General features: G+C 26.3%; 14 protein-coding genes and 1 pseudogene. 6 read left to right on the top strand and 9 right to left on the bottom strand.

Going from position 1 to position 14,765, the window contains the following annotated elements:
- Positions 1–23: 23 nt before the first annotated feature.
- From CRV02_RS13560 to CRV02_RS13540, 5 genes are all read right to left on the bottom strand, one after another.
- Entirely contained in the window at positions 24–1,130 is a 1,107-nt protein-coding gene (locus tag CRV02_RS13560; protein ID WP_129090794.1) for a site-specific integrase, read from the bottom strand.
- An 84-nt stretch (positions 1,131–1,214) separates the two neighbouring features.
- Entirely contained in the window at positions 1,215–1,520 is a 306-nt protein-coding gene (locus CRV02_RS13555; RefSeq protein ID WP_129090793.1) for a helix-turn-helix domain-containing protein, read from the bottom strand.
- A complete protein-coding gene (locus tag CRV02_RS13550; protein ID WP_129090792.1) occupies positions 1,504–2,856 on the bottom strand; it encodes a hypothetical protein in 1,353 nt (450 codons plus the stop codon). Before CRV02_RS13550 ends, CRV02_RS13555 begins: the two co-directional genes overlap by 17 nt.
- Before the next feature lie 127 nt (positions 2,857–2,983).
- Positions 2,984–3,241 (bottom strand): hypothetical protein, encoded by a 258-nt coding sequence (locus tag CRV02_RS13545; protein ID WP_129090791.1) that lies wholly within the window; start codon positions 3,239–3,241, stop codon positions 2,984–2,986.
- Positions 3,242–3,354: 113 nt separating this feature from the next.
- Positions 3,355–4,503: a hypothetical protein gene (locus CRV02_RS13540; RefSeq protein ID WP_129090790.1), complete on the bottom strand. Its 1,149-nt coding sequence runs from the start codon at positions 4,501–4,503 to the stop codon at positions 3,355–3,357.
- A 95-nt stretch (positions 4,504–4,598) separates the two neighbouring features.
- Here CRV02_RS13540 and CRV02_RS13535 point away from each other — a divergent pair, with 95 nt between their 5' ends.
- Both CRV02_RS13535 and CRV02_RS13530 read left to right on the top strand, forming a co-directional pair.
- The gene (locus tag CRV02_RS13535; RefSeq protein ID WP_129090789.1) at positions 4,599–5,627 is read left to right on the top strand and encodes a hypothetical protein; all 1,029 of its coding nucleotides are present in this window, start codon (positions 4,599–4,601) and stop codon (positions 5,625–5,627) included.
- Positions 5,624–6,229, top strand: coding sequence for a hypothetical protein (locus CRV02_RS13530; RefSeq protein WP_129090788.1), 606 nt, complete (start codon positions 5,624–5,626; stop codon positions 6,227–6,229). The genes CRV02_RS13535 and CRV02_RS13530 overlap by 4 nt, the downstream gene beginning before the upstream one ends.
- Before the next feature lie 85 nt (positions 6,230–6,314).
- Here the strand turns inward: CRV02_RS13530 and CRV02_RS13525 are convergent, their stop codons facing one another.
- The 4 genes from CRV02_RS13525 to CRV02_RS13510 all read right to left on the bottom strand — a co-directional run bounded on the left by CRV02_RS13525 (position 6,315) and on the right by CRV02_RS13510 (position 9,545).
- Entirely contained in the window at positions 6,315–6,743 is a 429-nt protein-coding gene (locus CRV02_RS13525; protein WP_129090787.1) for a hypothetical protein, read from the bottom strand.
- 72 nt (positions 6,744–6,815) lie between these two features.
- Positions 6,816–8,483, bottom strand: coding sequence for a DUF2075 domain-containing protein (locus CRV02_RS13520; RefSeq protein ID WP_129090786.1), 1,668 nt, complete (start codon positions 8,481–8,483; stop codon positions 6,816–6,818).
- Positions 8,484–8,828 carry a nucleotide pyrophosphohydrolase gene (locus CRV02_RS13515; RefSeq protein ID WP_129090785.1) on the bottom strand — a complete coding sequence of 115 codons (345 nt, stop codon included), beginning with the start codon at positions 8,826–8,828 and terminating at the stop codon, positions 8,484–8,486. It lies immediately after the preceding gene.
- A gap of 21 nt (positions 8,829–8,849) precedes the next feature.
- Positions 8,850–9,545 (bottom strand): endonuclease, encoded by a 696-nt coding sequence (locus tag CRV02_RS13510; protein ID WP_129090784.1) that lies wholly within the window; start codon positions 9,543–9,545, stop codon positions 8,850–8,852.
- 450 nt (positions 9,546–9,995) lie between these two features.
- On the opposite strand from CRV02_RS13510, the gene CRV02_RS13505 reads away from it, so the two are divergent.
- The 4 genes and pseudogenes from CRV02_RS13505 to CRV02_RS13490 all read left to right on the top strand — a co-directional run.
- Positions 9,996–11,396, top strand: a complete 1,401-nt coding sequence (locus CRV02_RS13505; protein ID WP_129090783.1) for a methyl-accepting chemotaxis protein — start codon at positions 9,996–9,998, stop codon at positions 11,394–11,396.
- Positions 11,397–11,405: 9 nt separating this feature from the next.
- A complete protein-coding gene (locus CRV02_RS13500; RefSeq protein ID WP_129090782.1) occupies positions 11,406–11,801 on the top strand; it encodes a PAS domain-containing protein in 396 nt (131 codons plus the stop codon).
- Positions 11,802–11,813: 12 nt separating this feature from the next.
- Entirely contained in the window at positions 11,814–14,087 is a 2,274-nt protein-coding gene (locus CRV02_RS13495) for a cache domain-containing protein (RefSeq protein WP_129090781.1), read from the top strand.
- Between the two features lie 116 nt (positions 14,088–14,203).
- Positions 14,204–14,765 (top strand): annotated as a pseudogene (locus CRV02_RS13490) (hypothetical protein); the annotation flags it as partial.

Raw genomic sequence — 14,765 nt, 5'->3', positions numbered from 1 at the left:
ATTTTGCGCCAATTTTGTACTAATTAGGCTATGAAACAATCACCAAAATTATCATTTTTCGATGGAATATATTCAGAATATCTTTCCAAAGTAACTTTAACATTTTCATGTCCTGCAATTTTACTTACATAATTTATGTCTTCACCATTTGAAATTAGAGTTGAAATAAATGTTCCTCTTGTTTGATGTAAATTTCTATAAGGAACTTTTGCTTCTTTTAAAGCTTTTACCCAAATTTGCTCTCTAATTTTTCCTGCACTATGATAATGTTTTTTACTTCTTGAAGTTAAAAATACATATTCACAATCACCAGTTAATTCAAATTGATGTTTTAAATATGGAAGTAGAGTATTTATTATAGGAACTGTTCTTTGACTTTTTGTAGTTTTTAATATTTCTTTTTGAACACCACTTACCATTTGTTCTCTAACAGCAATAGTCTTTCTATTAAAATCTACATATTCCCATTTTAAGCCAATGACTTCTCCTGCTCTCATTCCAGTATAAAAAAATGTTGCAATAAGATTTTTATCTGAATCTTTTAAAACATTTAGAATAGATTGAATTTCCATTAGATTAAAAGGTTTTAGTTTCACTCTTTTTACTAAGGGATTTTCAGTTTCTCTAAGTTTTTTTGCTTTCTTTATAGGATTGATTTGAATAATGTCATTTTCAATTGCATCCTCAAACATTACATTTAAGCAAGACCGAACTCTAAGAATAGAACCTTTTTTAAGTCTTTTCTTTTCTCTTAATTCATTTTGCCATCTTGTAATATCTGAACTAGTAACCTTATCTAATTTCATATCTCCAAAAACAGGCTTCACATGACGATTATAATTTTTATCATATAAGTAGCTTGTAGAGTATGACCTATTTCCTTTGTGCAATTCAAAAGAGACTTTCATATACTCATCAACTGTAGGCATTTTTTGTTTTTCAATGTTAAAGAACTCTCCACTATGAACTTTTATTATCATTTGTGGAATAATTTGTGTGTTTGCTAATATTTTATTAGCCTTTGTGCTCTCTAAATTTAGTGACCGTTTTATAACTTCACCATCATAAGAGAACCTAACCCAAAGAGTTTTTCCCCTTGAGTAGAGTTTAGGTTGAGTCATTTTATACATTTATGGATTCCTTCCCATAAATACCATAATAAGACACCTCTTTTCTTACAGTATTATTGTAAAAGATTATTACTAAGAAGTTCATTATAAAACTCCTTTAAGTACATTATTTATAATCTCTTTTGTATCAACTTTTGATAAAGAAGTGGTTACCCATTTGTCAAGTTCAATTTTGTCAAATAGTACTCTTCCTGCTTTCTTATGATAGTGAACTCCTTGTAAGAAGTGTTCATTTTTTAGTTTATGTATATGGTCTTTTGAATATCCTAAATAGTGTGCTGTTTCAGATACATTTAGCCATCTTTTTTCACTTGATATTTTTTGTTCTAAAGCATTTAACTTATCAAGAATAGTATCTATCTTCTCAAGGTTTTCAAACGAGATGTTCATCATGCACCTCCTTAGTCGAAACATTAGGAACTAAATCTCTTTTAAGAGCTTCTTTTAATGCAACTTCATAAATATCTTTATTCCTTTTTGATTCGTGTTGTTTTAGTTGAACCTTTTCTAAGTATCTAAGTAAATCATAATCACTTAGTGTTGATACAGATATAGTTTTAATTGGTTCAATTATAGTTTTATCTTCTAATTGTCTAAAATGTTGTTTTGAGTTATCAGGGTTAATAACTTCTATATCTATATATCTTTTCTTTAGTTCTTTATTTGAGGTTGTTTTATTTTGTGATTCTTTTGCTTTTGTAAATAAACTAGATAAGTATTCACTATCTATTAGTAAGTTATTTATAAATGCTTTTCTTAGTAAAGCTATATATTCAAACTCAAATCTATTTTCATCATAAATAGATACTTTTCTTTTTACTCTTTTTAAACAAATACTTGATTGTAAGAAAGAGACTATATTAAACTCATCTTTTACCTCTTGCCATAAGCTATGAGTTTTTGCTTTATACTTATTATGCTTTAAAGTATCATCTGTAATAGATGTTGTATCTATTAGTCTTATATCTTCCATAGCTTGATTAAATAGATTCTTTGCATTATGTAGTAAGTCTTCTACTGTTAATATCTCATAGGCTCTTAAATGAGTTCTATTCATTTGAAACTCTATATTAAATAATGGTTTATCTAAACTAAGGTCATTATTTAAAAAGTACTCATTCATAAGCTCATACTTCTTTGACTTTTTAAGCTCTAAACCTTTATTGTAAATTCTTAGTTTAAATGGCTCTTTTCCTACATAGATAGTTTGTGTACTGTTTGCATCTCCTATTTCGTTTATAGTTGAATACTTTCTCTTTCTTGTACTAAACATATCTTTAGAAATAAAAGATAAATCATACTGTATAAAACAGTTTATATCTGCTCTTGTAACTGGAATATAATCACTTATATACCCTTTTAGCATATCTTTTAGTAAAGTAATTAAAGAACTAATACCAAGGGTATAAATACCATTTCCTTGTAGTTGTACTCTTATATCATTTAAACCTCTGTTTTTATACTTGTCTTTAAATCCAATTCTAAAAAACTCATTTAAATCTTTAAACCAATAAAAGCCTTCTTTCTTTCCTAAATAGTTTAAATGTATATCTTCTATAGTAATAGAGATATCATTGTTCTCATACTCAATTTCTCTTTTCTCAAACTTTCCTTTTATATCTTCTATTTGGTCTAAAATATCTAAAAATAAATTATCGTAGTTTTCATTAGATTCAAAGAAGAAATATAAAGTATCAATGCCATAAAGTTTTTTTATTTCACTCATGTTTTTTCTCCTTGTGTTTAAGCAAGGGGTATTACTAATAACCCCTAACTTTTTTGTTGCGACACCTTTAAAAAAATTTAATAAACCTCCGTTTATCAAGATTTTTTATAAAGAGTGTCCCCATAGATTAAAGACCATAGAAACTATACTTAGAAGATATGATTCCTACATCAACTTCAACCTCTTTGTTCTCTTTCCCTTTGTATAACTCAATCTTTGAATCAGGAATAGAGATTGTATGAAGCTCTTTTACCTTTGTTCCATTTGCTCTTACAACTTCTGCTAAGATTTGAAGCTTTGCTTTTGTTTCAACTTCTAAGCCATCCTCTTTTTTATACTTGCTTTTACCAATTGTATTAATTAGTATTCCTTTTAGTTTTAACATTGTTTATCCTTTGTGTGTTGTTTGGATAACGCGTTATCTTTTGTGTAATTACAGAAAGAAGTTTATATTAGAGGAGTGTTATTTAGGAATTTATCTAAAAGCTTTTTTTGCTCTTATTTAATTTGTTGAGTTTCAAGAAGTTTTGATAATTGTTTTAAATCATCCTTTTTAATACCAAGTTTTTTTAAGAATCTAAGAAAGTTTTTTAGTTCTTTAAATTCAGATATTTCTTTAGTAACTTCTTTGTCTTCTTCAAGCATAGTTTGTATACCAAAAATACTATCTAATCCTATTTCAAATAATTCTTCTAAAGCATCTTTTGAGGTTTTATTTTTGTAAGTATATATAGGGGTATCATATAGAAATGTTTTAATTTGAGTTTGTCTAGTTATATTTTTTTCTTTATAACTAAAAGTTCTTTTTTTATTTTTTAATTCAAATGATTGTATATCTTTTTCAAAAAAGAAGTAAGTCAAGTTATAAATACTTTCTACTAGTTTTTTATGATACTCTTTTTGAGAAGATTTTATATTTGATTTTTCTTTTAAAATAATAGTTACACTTTTAATTAGTTCTTCATTTGATGTTTTTATACCATTAAAGAAGTAAGTTAATTGATTAAATGCTTCAATTTCATTATTAGTAAACTCTAATAGTGAATTATCAAATCCTACATTTATTTTTATAAAGTTTAACCACTCAGGAAGATTTTTATATTTATCTTTTAATGAAGCTTCTATAAACTTTATTTGAAACTTTGTTTTACTAATTTCATCTTCATTTGATATAGAAAAGAAAGGATTATCTAATCTATTTCTTAAAATGTTTAATTGGGTATTTATTAGATTCTTTATACTGCTTTGTCTATGTCTAGTACCATGATGATTTCCATCTCTTTTAGGGGATTTTTCTATAATTGAATCTATTTTTCTTATATAAGTTAATGCTTCAATAACTTCTAAATAAATAGGTATTTCTAAATCATCTTTTTTTAGTATTCTAATTTTATTGTTAATTGTAAATAGTTCAAAATATTCAATCAAACAAGAAATATAATAATCATCTAAATTAGGATAAAAAGACTCAATACTATTTCTTATTACTTGTTCTTTGTCTAAATTAAACTTTTTTAAATATGCATTTTCATTTTTATATAAAATATAATGCTTTTTTAGATTAGTATCAAAAAAGTTTTTCCATAGTTTTTTATGGTTGTTTTTGAAGGATATTTGCAGCCATGAGAAGAGAAGTTCATAAATCATTTTAATCTGAGATTCTTTTAATATATACATTTATTATAATATATTTAGAGAACTTAAAATATAATTTAGTAAAAATAAATATTATAAGGTAAACCATGAGTTCAGATGAGTTTAAAAAGTTATTAGAAATGTTAAATATTAAAAAATTTAATTCAGAAACAAAGTGTTGGTTGGTTAGATGCGAAAAACATTCAAGATATTATGATAACTTTAAAGAATATGGAATTGCTGCAATTGGACATATAGATGCATTAGGTTATAAATCAGTCGATGATTTTTTAGTAAATCCAATGGATGCAGAAATTAAATTAACAGAAAGAATTGCTTCACAAACAGGTAAAGATAAAACTTCTGCAAAACGAACTGCAAAAGTTTATGTAAATCAAGCTTTAACTTTTATCGATGTAATAAAAGAGGATGATATTATTATTACCGTTGGAAAAGAAAAAATACTAGTTGGCTATGCAACTAAATATATAGCTTTAGATGATAGCGAGTTAAGGATTACAGGAGAAGATTTAAAAGGTAAACATTACAATATTATTATGAATCTATCTTTAAGAAGAGACATTATTTGGGAACATGAAGTTGATAAAGATAGGCTTCCTCCTTCTTTATTTAAAACATTAATGAAGCCCCAGACTGTAGCTCAAATTAAAGAAATTCATTCAGTTTTACATATGGTTCATCCTATGTATATTTATGATAATAAGAACTTTCACTTTAGTGTAAATATAAATCAGAAAGATAGTTTAAATAATAGATATATTTCTCAACTTTTCTCAATGTTTGATGAGATGGAATATATAATTAAAAGTGAAAATATTAATGAAAGTACTTATGATGATGATATTGCTTGTTTTGATGACTTCTCATTATCTACTAGAGCAAGTTTTATGTCACCAGGTGAAGCTTGGGCTATGCTTGCATTGAATTATAAAGAAATGGCAACAGCAATTGTTATTTATAGTATGATTTTTGGAAATTCCAAGTTAGGATTTGATGGGATAATAGATAAAGAAATAAGACATATGATAGCTTCAAAATTATTGAATAAAAAGTATAAGAAAATGAAAGATAATCTTGAACTTGAACAACCATCAAATGAAATTGAATTAAAATGAATGAACCAATAGCAGAAGTTTTAAAAACAGCGATAACAATTGGATTACCAGCCTTTATTACATTTTTAGCAACAAGACATACTAATAACAATAACTTAAAGAGTGAAGTTGAACGCTATAAAAGTGAAATAAAAAAAGAAGAATTAAGCAAAAAAAATATATTAAAAGAAAAAAGAAGAGAATACAATTTAAAAAATATAGAAGATATAAGTATTGAACTAAATAAGTATTATAAAATAGTAGAAAGTCTTATATCTACTTGGCATGATATTTCGGTAAGGATAAACAATAAAAAAACTTATTTAAAGCAGTACGATAATAAAGATGTATTCAAATCAATAGAAAAGGATTTTTTAAAGACTAATGAATATTTAACATTTTCAACAACTAAGCTAAATATGATTAATGCTGTTAATATAATAGATAATTTAAGGAAACTAGATAATTTTATCGTAGCTACTTATAATGATATAGCAATAAATAAAATTCCTTTAATGAAGCAAAATGAGTTAAATAAATTCAAAGATAAATACGTGCAAATAAAAAATGCCATAAATAAGGAAATAAGTGCTTTTGTAAATAGTCAATTTAATATAAATTAATTTTTAGAAAACTATTTTTAACTGTAATTCTTAAATACCTAATATCTTTAAATTTATCAAAATTATATTTTTACTTTAGGTGTATTTAACTAGCTTTAGCTTCTGTGATTTTTGATAGTATATTTTGCGCTACAATATCAGAGTATACTTTAAATACTATTGGAGAACTTTTTCCAGTTAAAATTATTTCATTTTTCCCTGGTTCATACCTTACATGGGTAACTTCACTATAGTTAGCATTTTTTCTTGTGAATAATGTAGGAAATTCAATTGTTTTTTGCTCAGCGTTTATAACTATTCCTTTGATTGTATTACGAATTGTTAGCACTATATATAAAAAAGATAATAACATTAACACATACCATACTAAAGTAATATTTTCCATTAAAGATTCAAGTCTAGGAATACCTGTCCTTGTATTTTTAAAATTTACATATAGACCTAGTATTATAAACATACATGCAAATCCGTACCTATAAAGAAGTGCTTTGTAGTCTTTTAATTTATAAATCACTTTATATCCTTTGAATTTTATTATAATATTACAATAAATTTATTTAGGTTATTATTTTGTATGAGATATTATTTATATGATGAATCTTTTAAAATAATTCCTAAGTTTTTCATCACAACAATAAACATAGGTACCTTTTATTCCTCTATACATTATAGTTTTATAGATGTTAATGATATAGCCATGTAGTTGTTCATCTGAGATACCTACCTTACCGTTTCTATCAAAGTAGTTTTCTTTAATAATTTCTATTTTTTGAGTTTCTTCATTATAGGTAATATCACTACCAAAGATGATTCCTGAATAATTTAAGTCATAACCTTGAGTTGTATGAATGCATCCCATTTCTGTCATTTGTTTTGTTGAGTTAATCCAATCTTGACTTGTTCTATTCCAATATAAATCAACTCCATCTATTGTTACATCAGGAACATCATTTTTATTTGATACCCACTTCCAAGAGTAACCAGAGATTGTTCTACAAAGCCCATGCCTTTTCTCTTTTTCTTCTAGTTCTTTAATCATTTGAGGCATTGATGTAAACAACTTTAATTCATAACCTATAGATTCAAATGGTTGAACATCATTGTTACTTAGTAATCTATCTACAAACTCAATATAACCCTCACCACCTTCAACTCTCATTTGTGATTTTAATAATATTGTATTACTTGAGTCTTTAATAGCTTGAAACTTTTCTTTTTCAACATCTGTAGGTCTTATAGATTGCTTTTCATCATAAAAGAATAGTTGATTATCACTAGACATTAATATCCAATCAAGTTCATTTCCGTTTTCATCTAGTCCAAAATGTCTATTTGTTTTATCAAACTCTGCATAGCCAGTAATATTCTTTCTTCTCTTTAATCTATGGGCTTCGTCTACTATTAGTAAATCATAATAGTCTTTCTTTACTTCATTCGGACCTATAACCATATTTTTTGATAATCCATGAATACTTTTAAATACATTTTGAAGAGTTTTTCTAAGTGATGTCATAGGCACAACTAAAGCTATTTTTAGTTCATCTTTATCATTAGTAAGGTTACTTTTTACTTCTTGTGACAATTCAATAAGTGGACTTACTTCAAAGTTATCCTCTAAGTCTTCTTCATCTATATTACTTAGTAATAGTTTTATAAGGTAAACTGCAAGAATCGTTTTACCTGTTCCAGCACTTCCTTGAATAAATGTAGTTGTTTTATCAGATGAACCTTGAAGTGTAAATAAGTATTCTCTTATAGCTTGATATTGGTCTTCTGAAAGTGATTTATATGGAGAATATTTAAATAAGTCGGAGTTTTGAATATCCAATAGGTCATGCTTAACTAATTTCTCAAACTGTAAGTTTTTCCAAATGTCTTTAAAAGTATTTGTATATTCTACTTTTTGATAATAGTGATGATTTGAAATACCATCATTACCATTTAATAGTTTGAACTGATTATCAGCTAACATATTTTGAATAAGGTTTGATTCAATATCAAGAACAGAAGATTTATTAAAGAAAGGACTAAATATAACCTTTACATTCTTTAATTGATTCTTATCAGAGTTTTTCAGATGTTGATTTAATCTATTTAATATATTAGTTGTCTCACCAATATAAGCTCTTTTTGTCTTTTTACAATAAATTATATAAACTGTTGGAAAAATATAATAATTTGGAGCTTCTTCTTTTATTTGGTCAAAAGCATTATGGTCAAATATAAAATCTTTAGTTAAATACTCAAATGACATTTATATTTCCGTATACTTTTTAGCAGAACCTTTTACTTTTTCTACTGGGTATTTTTCTTCATTTTTCTTCATTTTCTTTAAAATAGCATCTTCTAAATCAATATCAAGTTTTGTACATATTCTTAAAAGATATATAGCAATGTCTGCTACTTCTTCTTCTGCATGTAGTTTCTTTGAGTCACCTAGATTATAAGATTGTTCTTCAGTTAGCCATTGAAATATTTCAACTAATTCAGAGGCTTCTACTGATAAAGCCATAGATAGATTTTTAGGAGAATGGAACTTATCCCAATCCCTTTTTTTGGAAAAAGACTTAATTTCATTTTGAATACTATCTAAATTCATTATAAATACCTTTTGCTTGTTTTATTTATAGATAAATTCATTTCTATTTCCTTGAAGTTTTTCAATTCTTTTATTCTTGATTCTTTCCCATTTTGAAACGGGGTCTTGCTTATTCCAAGCTTCCATCATCTTTCTTTCTTGTTTAGATAGTCTTACATTGTATTTATCTGACATATAAAAGTAAGTTCTTGCAATATCACCTCTTATATCTTCTTTTGGATATGCTCTTTTAAATCTAAAATCTACTTCAAACTGACAGTTACCATATTGATTAGCTTTTGGCTTATTAGCACCATATCTATAATTACTTCTATCTCCATTAACTTCACCAATAGCAGGAACTAAGTTATGCATATCAGCTTCCATTGTTTTAAAAGTTTTATCTTTTCTACAAGCTTTTCTTCCTCCATCTCTCCAACAAGGAAGATGTTTTCCAAAGTTATGAGCAGGCATTACATGTTCCCATTCAACTCTTTGTGCTCGGGTATTAATTTTTCCAGATTTATAATATTTATTTCTTGGAGTATAGTATTGTTCATCTTGAATAATAAGAGTTTTCTCTTTTCCCTTTACTCTTTTTATTTCATAAGGATTTTCACAATAAAAAGTAACCATATTATCATGATAAACTTTTTTAAGTAGTAGTTTTTTAGATTTTGAAAAAGATACAGCATTTAAAGATAGTGTGAATATTAATATAATTATTAGAGTTTTTATTATAAATCCTTGATTATAATTTATTTTGATTGTATTATAAATCTAGTTAGATAATACTAAAGTTTATTTATTTGAGGTAGTTACTATATATTTTAATTGTTCCAATTTTGCGCCAAAAATAACTATATATAACTATAAAATATATTTTTTTGAAGAAAAGAAGTGCCTTTTTAAGGCATTTTATGTTTTTAAAATCGCTTTAGGATTTTCCTACCAGGCGTGCCATTTTGATAAAATTTTCAAAAAAAAATCACTTCCTTATTTTAATGAAATCTCAAAAAAATAATTATTTAAAATAGCCTTATTACAATACTTTTAGATTTAGTAACATAGTAACAATAAACAAAGTAGTTTTTTAACTTAATATAACATTTATAGATGTCTCAGAAATGTCTCAAAAGTAATCAAAATATGATATAATAATCTTTATAAAATATTATGGGGACTATAATGTATAAGAATCTTTCTTCAAAAGCAAAACTTTTAATTAATATGCTTTTAGCACAAATAGGCTTTGCTGTCATTACTACAACAGCAATTATTACATCAAATGACTTAGTAGCAATCTTAATTGTTAACTTATTTTTCGCAATTATTGTTGGATATTTAAACTTTGCTGCAATGAAAAGAATTACAGGTGGAATTGAAAGGTTCAAAAGATATATGGATGATATCATGGATTTTGTTTTTATGAGAACAAATAGAATCCAAAAAGCTCAATATATGAAAAATGATGAGATAGGTCTTATTCTTACTGAGATGAATTCATATGTTGATAAAATTGATGTGATTAGAAAAGAGGATATGAAAGTTCTAGGTGAAGTAGTTTTAACAATGGACAAAATTTCAAGAGGGACTTACAAATGTAGAATTCATAGTGAGTCAAAAAATTTTATGATTAAAGCTTTAAGAGATACTATTAATACGATGCTTGATACAACTGAAGGGAATATGAATCAATTAAAAAGCTCTTTAGAGAAGTATGCAAATGATGATTATAGAGAAAAAATAGATATCTCTCCTAAACTTAGTGAAGATATGCTAAAGGTTATGCAATCAATTAATATTTTAGGTGAAAGTCTATCAATTAATGCAAAGAAAAACCTTGAAAATGGGCAACGGTTAGAGAAAAATTCTATTAGTATGAATAACTCAGTGAAAAATGTTGCGCATAAAGCAAATGAACAAGCAGCTTCTTTGGAAGAGACAGCTGCGGCACTAGAAGAGATTACATCTATTACAAGAAACAATGCTAACAATGCAGTACAAATGGCAAATTTAGGTGGAACAGTTCAAAAATCAGTTGAGAGTGGACAAAATCTTGCTTCTAAAACTGCAAAATCAATGGATGAGATTAATGATGAGGTTGCTTCTATTAATGAAGCGATTACTGTTATTGATCAAATTGCTTTCCAAACAAATATTTTATCTTTAAATGCTGCAGTAGAGGCAGCAACAGCAGGAGAAGCGGGTAAAGGCTTTGCTGTAGTTGCTCAAGAAGTAAGAAATTTAGCAAATAGATCTGCTGAAGCAGCAAAAGAAATTAAAAATTTAGTGGAAAATGCAAGAAACAAGACAGTTGAAGGTAAAGAGATATCGGATAGTATGATAAAAGGATATGAAGAATTAAATGCCCATATTTCTGAAACCTTAGAAATTATCTCAGATGTTTCAAGTGCTTCTAAAGAGCAAATGACTGGAATAGAACAAATCAATGATACTGTTTCAATGTTAGATAGAGTAACTCAAGAAAATGCAAGTGAAGCAAATAATGTTGCACAAGTAGCAAATAATACTTTATCTATGGCAAATGATTTAGTTGATGAAGCAAAACAGAAACAGTTTAACTAAAGGCTAGATATGTCTGAAGAGAAGATTTTAGGTGAATATACCTTTTTAGTTAGTGAAACTGATGAAAAAGGAATAATTAGATTTGCAAATGATGCATTTTGCGAAATAGCTGAGTACCGTTTTGAAGAGTTAATAGGTCAGCCACATAATATTGTAAGGCACAAAGATATGCCAAAGGCTGCATTTAAAACTCTTTGGGATACAGTTCAAAAAGGTGAAACTTGGTCTGGTTATGTAAAAAATGCTACAAAAAGTGGAGGATATTATTGGGTTTTTGCAACAGTATATCCTTTTGAGAGCTATGATGGCACAAAGGGCTATATGTCTTGTAGAAGGAAAGCTTCAAAAGAAGAGATTGATGAGCATGAGGCTTTATATAAAAAGTGGATAAAAGAAGAAAAATAACAAAGTAATATTATGATTGATAAAAATGAAAATAGAATTTTAAATATAATAAAATATTCACCTATTATTTTTATTTTTTCAATTGCTATTTTTATTGGGTATCTTATAAAAATAGAACATGATCAAAATATAAAATCTGAAAAAGAGCAGATACAAAAAGACTTTGTAGAACAAGAGAGAGAAAGAGTAGAGTTTATTACAAACAAAGCATATGATTTCATAGAGAAAAAAGATAAATCAAAAACTAAAACCTTAAAGTTAACACTTAAAAGTCATGTAACAAATGCACATAATATTGCTATGGCTATATATGAAAATAATAAAGATATAAAATCAAAAGAAGAGATTATTAAATTAATAAAAGAAGCACTCCGTGAGATACGTTTTTTAAACGGTAGAGGTTATTTTTTCATTTATAAAATGAATGGTATAAATGTTTTAAACTCGGCATTTCCTAAATTAGAAGGCAAAAGCCTATGGCATTATGTTGATGCAAAAGGAACTTTTCTTCTTCAAGAGATGAATAAGCTTCTAAAAGAAAAAGATGAGGTTTTTTATGAGTGGTATTGGAATAAACCAAATGAAGGAGAAGAAGACTTTTTAAAAATAGGCTTCTTTAAAAGATTTGGACCCTATGATTGGTTTATTGGTACTGGTGAGTATATGAATGACTTTACAAAAGAAGTGAAAAAAGAAGCATTAGAAATAGTTCAAAATTTAAAGTATAAAAATGATGGATATATTTTTGCTATTGATAATAATGGAAAGATTATTAGTACTATCCACAAAAAGATGATTGGTGTGAATATCCATGATATTCATATTAATAGAGAACTATCTAAAAGATTTAAACTTTTTGTAGATTCAAATAGAAGAGGAGATTTTTTTGATTACAAGATATATAAAACAATTGAGGATAAGTACCCTAAAAATAAAATTGCATATATGAAAAAATTTGATAATTGGGATTGGGTTATTGGTTCGGGTTTTAATATGGAAGATGCAAACTCAATTATTGAAAAAAGGCAAAAGATTTTAGAAAAAAAGTATGATAAATATTTAAAAAATTTAGTAATTTTAAGTACAGCATTTTTACTTGTAGTACTTGTATTGTCTTATTTTATGTCTAAATACTTAGAGAGAAAATTTTTATCTTATAAAACTGCATTAAAAAATAAAAATGAGAATTTAATGAGAGCTCAAAAGGTTGCAAAGTTAGGTGATTGGAAATTTGACCTTAATACAAAAGAAGTTTATTGGTCTGATGAGGTTTACAGAATATTTGGAGTTGATAAAAATAAAAAAGTGAATCTTGATTTTATGAAAGATTTAATGGACAAAGAGTACACAGACTATTTTGTAAAATCAATTAATAATTCAATCTTAAACAATAAAGAACATAGTTGTATTTATAAAATTAGAAAAAATGATAATAGTAAATCTGTATTGATTGATTGTAAAGGTGAAATAGATAAGCATAACAATATTCTTATAGGAACAATTCAAGATATTACGGCTAGAAAAAAACTTGAGTTAGAAAAAGAACAACAAGAAAAAATTCTTTATCAACAATCTAAAATGGCTGCTATGGGTGAGATGTTAAATAATATTGCTCACCAATGGAGACAACCTTTGTCTAGTATCTCAACAGCGGCAACAGGAATAAAACTACAAAAAGATATGGATATCTTAAAGGATGAAGACCTAACTCATGCAATGGATAATATTAATAAGTCAGCACAATATTTATCTCAGACAATTGAGGATTTTAGAAACTTCTTTAATCCTAAAAATAGTAGCTTTAAAGAGATTAGTTTAGAAGAGGCTATTGAGAAATCTTTAGCTTTACTTGAAGCTCAGTTTAAAGCTAAAAGCATAACTATCGTAAAAAATATTGAAGAAATTAGATTATTTACATTGGAAAATGAACTGATTCAAGTATTAATAAATATTTTAAACAACTCAAGGGATGCCTTACTTGAAAATACTATTGATAATAAACTAATAATTATAAATTCAAAAGTTGATAGTGAGAGTGTTACTATAGAGATTCTTGATAGTGCAAATGGAATTGATGAAGAAATTATTACAAGAGTTTTTGAACCATATTTCACTACAAAATATAAAAGTCAAGGAACAGGAATAGGTCTTTATATGTCTCAAGAAATAGTTACCAAATTATTAAAAGGTAATATATCAGTTTCAAATAAAAAGTTTAAATATGAAAATAAATATTACAAAGGAGCTAGTTTCAAAATAAACTTAAGTATAAATTCTAAAAAGTAAAATTTTTTTAACCAAGGTTTATAAAACTATTAATTAGAATTGATATTAGATAACAAAAATAATATACCAATAGTTCTTCTTTTTTAGTATTATTGGAAAAATAAAAAAGGATAGAGGTGTTCAGCGCTATTTCAAATAGAGATTTAGAAAACATAGATAAATATTTTATGCAATTTATTGATTTTATTTCTTACAACAAAAGTGAATTTGATTATATTGAGTCAACAGGAAATAAAAAAGTTGATGAAATGCTTAAAAGATGGAATAAAAAGATAAAAGAGGTTGATAAAAGAACAAAAGAAGATATGAGAGTTATTGGAGAGATAGTTCTTACTACAGATAAAGTTGAACAAGGTATGTTCAAGTGTAGAATTAATTCAGAAAGTTCTAATCCAACAGTTGTAACACTAAAAAATACTCTTAATAAAATGCTTGATAGTTTAGATGACGCTACTACAAGGATATTAAGGGTTTTATCAAGTTATACAAAGGATGACTATAGTGATAGTGTAAAAGTGTATGAACAGTACACTGATGAGATGAGAGAATTGATGCAAAGTATCAACAAACTAGGAGAAGCCTTAGGTAATAACGCAAAAGCGAATTTACATAATGGACAAACACTAGAGAATAACTCAGCAACAATGACAGCATCAATGAATAATCTAGCAGCAAAAG

It is taken from the genome of Arcobacter sp. CECT 8989, assembly GCF_004116715.1.
Lineage (GTDB): Bacteria > Campylobacterota > Campylobacteria > Campylobacterales > Arcobacteraceae > Halarcobacter.
This window is presented reverse-complemented; position numbering and strand designations above follow the sequence as displayed.

Coding starts and splice junctions, on each gene's coding strand:
- CRV02_RS13550 (WP_129090792.1), bottom strand. CDS start 2,856: ATGAGTGAAATAAAAAAACTTTATGGCATTGATACTTTATATTTCTTC.
- CRV02_RS13520 (WP_129090786.1), bottom strand. CDS start 8,483: ATGTCATTTGAGTATTTAACTAAAGATTTTATATTTGACCATAATGCT.
- CRV02_RS13540 (WP_129090790.1), bottom strand. CDS start 4,503: ATGATTTATGAACTTCTCTTCTCATGGCTGCAAATATCCTTCAAAAAC.
- CRV02_RS13495 (WP_129090781.1), top strand. CDS start 11,814: ATGATTGATAAAAATGAAAATAGAATTTTAAATATAATAAAATATTCA.
- CRV02_RS13555 (WP_129090793.1), bottom strand. CDS start 1,520: ATGAACATCTCGTTTGAAAACCTTGAGAAGATAGATACTATTCTTGAT.
- CRV02_RS13505 (WP_129090783.1), top strand. CDS start 9,996: ATGTATAAGAATCTTTCTTCAAAAGCAAAACTTTTAATTAATATGCTT.
- CRV02_RS13560 (WP_129090794.1), bottom strand. CDS start 1,130: ATGTATAAAATGACTCAACCTAAACTCTACTCAAGGGGAAAAACTCTT.
- CRV02_RS13545 (WP_129090791.1), bottom strand. CDS start 3,241: ATGTTAAAACTAAAAGGAATACTAATTAATACAATTGGTAAAAGCAAG.
- CRV02_RS13535 (WP_129090789.1), top strand. CDS start 4,599: ATGAGTTCAGATGAGTTTAAAAAGTTATTAGAAATGTTAAATATTAAA.
- CRV02_RS13530 (WP_129090788.1), top strand. CDS start 5,624: ATGAATGAACCAATAGCAGAAGTTTTAAAAACAGCGATAACAATTGGA.
- CRV02_RS13515 (WP_129090785.1), bottom strand. CDS start 8,828: ATGAATTTAGATAGTATTCAAAATGAAATTAAGTCTTTTTCCAAAAAA.
- CRV02_RS13500 (WP_129090782.1), top strand. CDS start 11,406: ATGTCTGAAGAGAAGATTTTAGGTGAATATACCTTTTTAGTTAGTGAA.